This is a genomic window from Pantoea sp. CTOTU49201, from assembly GCF_032054795.1.
Classification (GTDB): Bacteria; Pseudomonadota; Gammaproteobacteria; order Enterobacterales; family Enterobacteriaceae; genus Pantoea; species Pantoea symbiotica.
In genome coordinates, this window is the sequence record NZ_DAMBSA010000254.1 from 1 (window position 1) to 6,960 (window position 6,960).

General features: G+C 58.7%; 7 protein-coding genes. 5 read left to right on the forward strand and 2 right to left on the reverse strand.

Going from position 1 to position 6,960, the window contains the following annotated elements:
* Positions 1–537: DMT family transporter (locus RTY00_RS16605; protein WP_312665175.1), on the reverse strand; the 537-nt coding region annotated here is incomplete at its 3' end.
* Between the two features lie 270 nt (positions 538–807).
* Between RTY00_RS16605 and RTY00_RS16610 the strand changes: the two genes are divergently transcribed.
* The 4 genes from RTY00_RS16610 to RTY00_RS16625 are packed head-to-tail and all read left to right on the forward strand — an operon-like array spanning position 808 to position 4,134.
* On the forward strand, positions 808–1,647 hold the full coding sequence (locus RTY00_RS16610; protein WP_312665176.1) for a transporter substrate-binding domain-containing protein: 840 nt from the start codon (positions 808–810) through the stop codon (positions 1,645–1,647).
* A gap of 2 nt (positions 1,648–1,649) precedes the next feature.
* Positions 1,650–2,360, forward strand: a complete 711-nt coding sequence (gene pxpB / locus RTY00_RS16615) for a 5-oxoprolinase subunit PxpB (RefSeq protein WP_312665177.1) — start codon at positions 1,650–1,652, stop codon at positions 2,358–2,360.
* Complete coding sequence (locus tag RTY00_RS16620) at positions 2,357–3,343, forward strand: biotin-dependent carboxyltransferase family protein (protein WP_312665178.1); 987 nt, start codon at positions 2,357–2,359, stop codon at positions 3,341–3,343. The genes pxpB and RTY00_RS16620 overlap by 4 nt, the downstream gene beginning before the upstream one ends.
* 20 nt (positions 3,344–3,363) lie before the next feature.
* Positions 3,364–4,134, forward strand: coding sequence for a 5-oxoprolinase subunit PxpA (locus tag RTY00_RS16625; RefSeq protein WP_312665179.1), 771 nt, complete (start codon positions 3,364–3,366; stop codon positions 4,132–4,134).
* 36 nt (positions 4,135–4,170) lie between these two features.
* On the opposite strand, the gene RTY00_RS16630 is transcribed toward RTY00_RS16625, so the two are convergent.
* Entirely contained in the window at positions 4,171–5,373 is a 1,203-nt protein-coding gene (locus RTY00_RS16630; RefSeq protein WP_312665180.1) for a pyridoxal phosphate-dependent aminotransferase, read from the reverse strand.
* 486 nt (positions 5,374–5,859) lie between these two features.
* Here RTY00_RS16630 and nac point away from each other — a divergent pair, with 486 nt between their 5' ends.
* On the forward strand, positions 5,860–6,783 hold the full coding sequence (gene nac, locus RTY00_RS16635; RefSeq protein ID WP_049851333.1) for a nitrogen assimilation transcriptional regulator NAC: 924 nt from the start codon (positions 5,860–5,862) through the stop codon (positions 6,781–6,783).
* Positions 6,784–6,960: the final 177 nt, after the last annotated feature.

Consider the following 6,960-nt stretch of genomic DNA (forward strand, 5'->3'; position numbering starts at 1 on the left):
AATTTGTTCGTTAGAGGTCGCGGAACACAGCGCCGCAATCAGCGCAAATGCCACGCCAAGGCTCGCCGTCGCGTTGCTGGCATCATGAGAAAACAGCGCGCCGCTGGCGCTCAGGCTGGAAGAGAGCATGATCAGAATGCCGGATAATCCCACTACCACCGCGATCCAGCGCGAAACCCGCACCCGCTCTTTCAGCAGCATCGCCGCCATGATCACGGTAAACAGCGGCGCTGCATAGCTCAGCGCGGTGGCATCGGCGAGCGAGATATACACCAGCGCCAGGTAGTTAAAATACATCCCGCCGGTGCCGGAGAAGCCACGTATAAAGTGACCAAACAGGTTACGCGTCTTGAGGTTTTCCAGCACGTTGCCCTGCATTTTCAGCCAAATCAGCAGCGGAAACAGCGCGATAAAACTGCGGAAAAAAATCACTTCGCCGGTGGGAATGGCGCCGTTCAGCCCCTTTACACACGCCAGCATCAAGGTGGCGCACAGCGCGGCCACTATCTTCAATAACACGCCTAATCGGGCATTCATGCTTTTTCACTTCTCTCTACCACATGCAATCGGCGGGACTGCCGAGAGGACATGCGACCAGCCTGGCGAGAAAAGTGTGCGCTGGATAACACTTTTTTGCTCTGCCCGAATAGAAAGAACTTATGCGCCGCGTAGCCATATTTTTTTGCTATTGCACGACAGGGTTTCCCTCTTTTTCGTCTGAAAACAAAGCCGATATAGTCCAGAAAAGCGAGAAATCAGGCGCTCCGTCCCGGTGACGCCGTGGTATTCATCATTGAGGAAGTTCACATGACCATGAAAAGACGTACCACCATCGGGCTGGCACTGCTGCCGCTGCTGGCTATTTCGGCTGCTAATGCAGACATGATGGCGAACATCAAATCCAGCGGCGAGCTGAAGTGCGCGGTCTACTCTGACGTGCCGCCCTTCTCTTCTCCGGATCCGAAAACGCGCCAGCTGGCGGGCATGGATATCGATCTGTGCAACGCGCTGGCGAAGCAGATGAACGTCAAACTGACGCTGGTGCCCACCTCGGTAGAAGCGCGTATTGCAGTGATTGCCACTGGTCGCGCCGACGTATTGATCGCTAATCTTGCCTACACCAAAACTCGCGGCAACCAGATTCAGTTCAGCGATCCCTATTACGTCGCCAAGGAGATGCTGCTGGTCAAAGCACCGCTGGCCGACAAGCCGCTGAGCTATTTCCAGGGCAAACGCATCAGCGCCACCAAAGGCACCACCTCTGAACAGTCGATCCACATCAAAGGCGGCAAAGCGGTGACCTTCCAGGATTCGGCTTCCGCGTTCCTCGCACTGGAGCAGAACAAATCAGTCGGCTTCGTCACCAACACCATGACCGGCATCAAAACCATTTCACAGGCGAAAAAAGACGGTATCAATCTGGCGATGATCAAAGAGCCAATGGCGCTGGAGCCGATTGGTGTCGGCATGAAGCGTGATGAACCGGCGCTGCTGGCCAGCGTCAACAGCAGCCTGAAGGCGATGGACGATGACGGCACCATCGACAAAATCTGGGATACGTGGATTGGGCCCAACACCGAATACAAAATGGTGCGCGAAGAGCGCGTACAGCCGCTCTCCAGTCTGAAATTTGAACCGCTGGAATAACCATGCCCGTGAAGTCGCACTCTGCTCTCCAGCCTGCCAGCGTTCCCGCGCTGGCTTGCTCCTCTGCTATCAAGCTCTCCACCATCGGCGCACGCGCGTGGCTGGTGGAAGCGCCAGGCGGTTTCGATCTCCCGGCGCAGCGGCGCATCTGGTCGCTGGCGCGCCTGCTGCATGCCGACGAAGCGATTGAAGCGCTGATCCCCGGCGTCACCAATCTGCTGGTGCTGTTCCGCCATATTCCAGCCGATGAAACCGCCGTGCGCATGCAACTGCATGCTGCCTGGGATCAGGCGCAGGCGATCAGTCCGCAGGGCAAACTGATTGAAATCCCGGTGCATTACGGCGGTGAACACGCCACCGATCTCGAGGCGGTATGCCGCCATACCGGCTTAAGCCCGCGCGAAGTGGTGCGTCTGCACCATCAAAGCGAATACACGGTGTTTGCATTGGGCAGCGCGCCGGGCTTCGGTTATCTGCACGGTCTCGATCCGCTGCTGGCGACACCGCGCAAGAAAGTGCCGTCGCTCAGCATGCTGAAAGGCACCGTCACCATCGGCGGCGCACAGGCGGGCGTCTCGGCGCTAACCGGCCCGAACGGCTGGAACGCGATTGGTTTTGCCGAGCTGGCAGTATTTGATCCGCTGGCCGCATCGCCCGCGCTGATGGCACCGGGCGATCGCATCCGTTTTCTGCCGCAGAGGATTGAGCTGTGATTGAGATCGAACAGAGCGGTGCGCTGAACACGGTGCAGGATTTAGGACGCTTCAACTATCGCCACATGGGCGTGTCGGTGAGCGGCGCGATGGATCCGCTGGCGCTGCGTGCCGGCAATCTCCTGCTCGGCAATGACGAAAATGCAGCGGCGATTGAAGTGCAGCTGTTCCCATTCCGCGTACGTTTTTTGCAAAACAGCAGTATCGCGGTGACCGGCGCGGATTGCCGAGCCACGCTGGATGGCACGCCGCTGCCGCCGTGGTGGGGCTGCAGCGTGCGCGCCGGACAAGTGCTGGAGCTGCGCTATCCGCGCAGCGGCGCGCGTGGCTATGTGTGTATTGCTGGCGGCATTGATGTGCCGCTGGTGCTCGGCTCACGCAGTACCGCGCTGCGCGGCGGCTTCGGCGGCGTTGAAGGACGTCCACTGCAGCGTGGCGATCGTCTGGCGCTCGGCGAAAGTCGCAGCCCGGCACTTCCCCACAGCGGCATCGGCATCGAACCGCCAGACAGCGCATTACACGCCTGTTTTCCCCGCAACAGCGCCGGAGACATTCAGCTGCGCGCCATTCCCTCCGGCGAATACCCGCTGTTTGCCGCCGATGCCGCGCGTTTCTGGCAGCAGTCATGGCAAGTATCGAATCAAAGCAATCGCACCGGCTATCGGCTATCAGGCGATCCGATCTTCCCGTCAGAAACCGTTGAGATGCGATCGTACGGACTGATCCCCGGCATTGTGCAGGTGCCGCCGGGTGGCGAACCGATCATCCAACTGAGCGATGCTAACACCGCGGGCGGTTATCCGAAGATCGCTGGCGTGATCGAGCAGGATCTGTGGCGGCTGGGACAAGTGCTGCCGGGCCAGTCGATCCAGCTGATCCAATGTGATGTGCGTGAAGCGATCGCCATCGAACAGGAAGTCACGCGCTGGCTGAGCCGCCTGCGTCTCAGCTGCCAGCCACTGCGTAAAGCGCTTACCGTTTAATCCGCACAAGGAAACCAGGCATGAAGATTGATGTGAATTCCGATATGGGTGAAGGTTTTGGCGTTTACCAGCTGTGCGATGACGCCGCACTGATGAAAGTGGTGTCATCCGCCAATATCGCCTGCGGTTTCCACGCGGGCGATCCGGCGATCATGAGCAACATGGTGCGGCTGGCGAAGGCACATAGCGTGGGGATTGGCGCACATCCCGGCTTGCCGGATCGTCAGGGTTTTGGCCGCCGCGAACTGCCGTTTAGCGCCGAAGAGATTTGCCAGCAAGTGGCCTATCAGCTCGGCGCGCTCACGGCGATTGCCCGCGCGGAAGGCACCTATGTTTCCCACTTCAGTTTCCACGCCGCGATGGGCAACATCGTCAACCGCGATGCCGCGCTGGCGCAACAGGTGATGGAATTAGTGGCGCGCATCAATAGCGATCTGATCATCTTCGCCCAGCCCGATACCATCATCGAAGGCGCCGCGCAGGCGGCAGGCCTGAAAACGCTGACGCTGTTTCTGGCGGACCGCGCCTATGACGCACAAGGCCGTTTGGTGCCGCGCGGCATTAACGGTGCGGTAATCAAAGAGGAAGCCGCCTTGCGCGCCCGCGTGCGACAGTTTTTGCAGCATGGCACGGTAACAACGATTGAAGGTGAAGAGATTGCAGTGCGTGCACGCTCGATTCTGGTTCACAGCGACACGCCAGGTTCGCTGGCGCTCGCCACCATTGTGCGCAGCGAAATCGAAGCCTGCGGCCATCAGGTCGCCCCAGCCGCAGAGGTTATCGCGCAATGATGTTTTGTAGGGTCGCCATTTATGGCGACCTGGACATCAAACGCAGCCACCACAAAACGCCGCAATGCGATCGCATCCCGTCTCTAACCGCTCCATGCTCGTGGCATACGACAAGCGGATAAACGGGCTCATCCCGTACGCCGCGCCCTGCACTGTCACCACGTGCTGCTCCTCAATCAGCGCCAGCACAAAATCGGCATCATTAGTGATCAACCGGCCACCGGCGCTGGTTTTGCCGATATAGCCCGCGATATTCACAAACAGATAAAACGCGCCCTGCGGTTTATGGCAGCGCAAGCCGTCAATCGACGTCAGGCGCTCCAGCACGTAATCGCGGCGCTGACGATAGATGTGCGCGCGCTCCTGCAGCAGATCCTGCGGGCCTTCCAGCACCGCCACCGCCGCGGCCTGGGTTAAGGTGCAAACGCCGCCGCTGTTCTGGGTATTCACGTTGCTCATCGCTTTGATCAACGGCGCCGGGCCGCCGCAAAAGCCCAAACGCCAGCCAGTCATGGAATAGGCTTTTGACACGCCGTTAACCGTCAGCACGCGGTCATATAGACGCGGCTCAACCTGCGCCAGCGTGTAAAAACGCACATCGTCATAAATCAGGTGTTCGTAGATATCGTCGGTCATGATCCACACCTGCGGATGGCGCAACAGCACCTCGCCCAGCGCGCGCAGCTCCGCTTTGGTCGCCACCGAACCGGTGGGATTGCTCGGATAGTTGAGCAGCAGCCATTTGGTTTTGTCGGTGATGGCAGCATCTAAATCGGCAGGCAGCGGCTTGAAGCCGTTCTCCTGCGCGCAAGGAAGCGCCACCGGAACGCCACCGGCGAATTTGACGATATCGGCATAGCTGATCCACGACGGCGTCGGGATCACCACTTCATCGCCCGGATTAATGGTCGCGAGGATCGCGTTAAAGATGATCTGCTTAGCGCCGCCGGCGGTGAGGATCTGGCTGACGTCGTAATCGAGCTGGTTATCGCGTTTGAACTTCAGCTGGATCGCCTTGCGCAGTGCTGGCGTGCCATCGGTAGGCGGATAGCGCGTATCTCCGGCGCGCGCGGCAGCGTAAGCGGCTTCAATCGCGTGAGGTGGCGTGGGGAAATCGGGTTCACCGGTAGAAAGCGCTACCACATCAATGCCCTGCGCGGCGAGATCGCGGGCCTTTTGGGTCATAGCAACGGAGGCAGAAACGGTGACATTCTTTAATCGATCAGCTATCTCGGGCATGGGTTAATCCTGGCTCAGTGTCAGCATGAACGGCCTGCAGCAAGCTGCAAACACGACGTGTACCAGAGGATAGGTTTTTGCCCGAAGCGGCGGTTAATAGTGCTTTGTTGTGGTGATATAACACAAAGCGATGACTGAACCGACCGCACACTTTCGCCATAAAGGTGGCGAGCCTGATGTGGAAATGCGCGGCAGGTCACGCGCCAGCGCCTGACGCAATGTTAATAGAGTGTTACTTTGAGTGCCGGTTAACAGCGCGCAACACCCGTTTACTCACTCCCATCATCGCCAAATCTAATGAGTGAATCGCACCATACCAGTGCAAAGGTCGCTGTTTTGCCCTCGCCGTCTCGGCAACTGTCCAACTCAGCACCTGCCGTAGGAGGCACTGTGACTCTACCCTCCTGTCTGAGTTCATTCGCGAAAGCTTATTTTGGCATCAAGTTTGCTTGATACCCGCTATGCGTTCTGTTGGAGGAAGCGTTCATGAATCTTCGTCGCCTGAAGTACTTTGTTAAAATTGTTGATGTGGGCAGCCTGACCCAAGCCGCCGATATTTTGCATATTGCCCAGCCCGCGCTGAGCCAGCAGCTGGCTACGCTGGAAGGCGAAGTGAATCAGCAACTGCTCATTCGTACCAAGCGCGGCGTGACGCCGACCGAAGCCGGTAAAACGCTCTACTCCCACGCGCAGGCGATTTTGCGCCAGTGTGAACAGGCACAAAGCGCCATTGAGCTGGTTGGCGCGTCGCTGAGCGGCAGCGTCTCGGTGGGCTTAGCACCGGGCACCGCCGCACAAAACCTCGCGTTGCCGCTGATGATGGAAGTGCAGCAGCAGCATCCCGGCATCGTGCTCTACTTCAATGAGAATTTCGGCACCACGCTAAGCGAACTGATCATGAATGGCCGCATGGATATGGCGGTAATTTACGATCACCGCACCATTCACGGCCTGCGCTTTATGCCGCTGATGAAAGAGGATCTCTACTTCGTCTGCCCGTTCAGCCTCGCGCAACCGGTGAAAGAGATCCCGCTGGCGCAGGTGGCGCAATACGATCTGTTCCTACCGCGCGTCTACAACATCATGCGCAAAGTGCTCGACGATGCCTTCGTACACAACAATCTGCAGTACCGCGTGAAATGCGAGATCGAGTCGCAAACCACGCTGAATGCCGCGCTGAGCGCCGGTCTCGGCACCACCATCATGCCGGAATCCGCGGCGCGCGCGATGCTGAAAAGCGGCGATGCGTGGATGGCGAAGATCGTCGATCCGGATGTGCAGGTGTCGCTGTCGTTCTGCATGTCGGATCACCTGCCGCTGTCACAGCCGGCCGAAGCGGTGAAATCGATCCTGCTGTCGCTGATGTCGCGCCGCAACGTTGAGAATCATCCACTGACCTTAGTGGGATAAGTCCCGCTTATTGCCGCAAAGCGAAACCCTCTTACTGCCCGTATTGCGAACGCGCTAGATTACGATTTTGCCCGCTCAGGCGGGCGTGTTTCGCTTTGACGGGAATTCCATGGATAAAACCGCAATACCGCTGCCGACGCTGCGCGCGCTGGCGCGCAAGATGCAATCCTCCGGGCT

Bases quoted from the DNA above. Each gene is read 5' to 3' on its own strand.
- RTY00_RS16610 (WP_312665176.1), top strand. From the start codon at position 808: ATGACCATGAAAAGACGTACCACCATCGGGCTGGCACTGCTGCCGCTG.
- pxpB (WP_312665177.1), top strand. From the start codon at position 1,650: ATGCCCGTGAAGTCGCACTCTGCTCTCCAGCCTGCCAGCGTTCCCGCG.
- RTY00_RS16625 (WP_312665179.1), top strand. From the start codon at position 3,364: ATGAAGATTGATGTGAATTCCGATATGGGTGAAGGTTTTGGCGTTTAC.
- RTY00_RS16630 (WP_312665180.1), bottom strand. From the start codon at position 5,373: ATGCCCGAGATAGCTGATCGATTAAAGAATGTCACCGTTTCTGCCTCC.
- nac (WP_049851333.1), top strand. From the start codon at position 5,860: ATGAATCTTCGTCGCCTGAAGTACTTTGTTAAAATTGTTGATGTGGGC.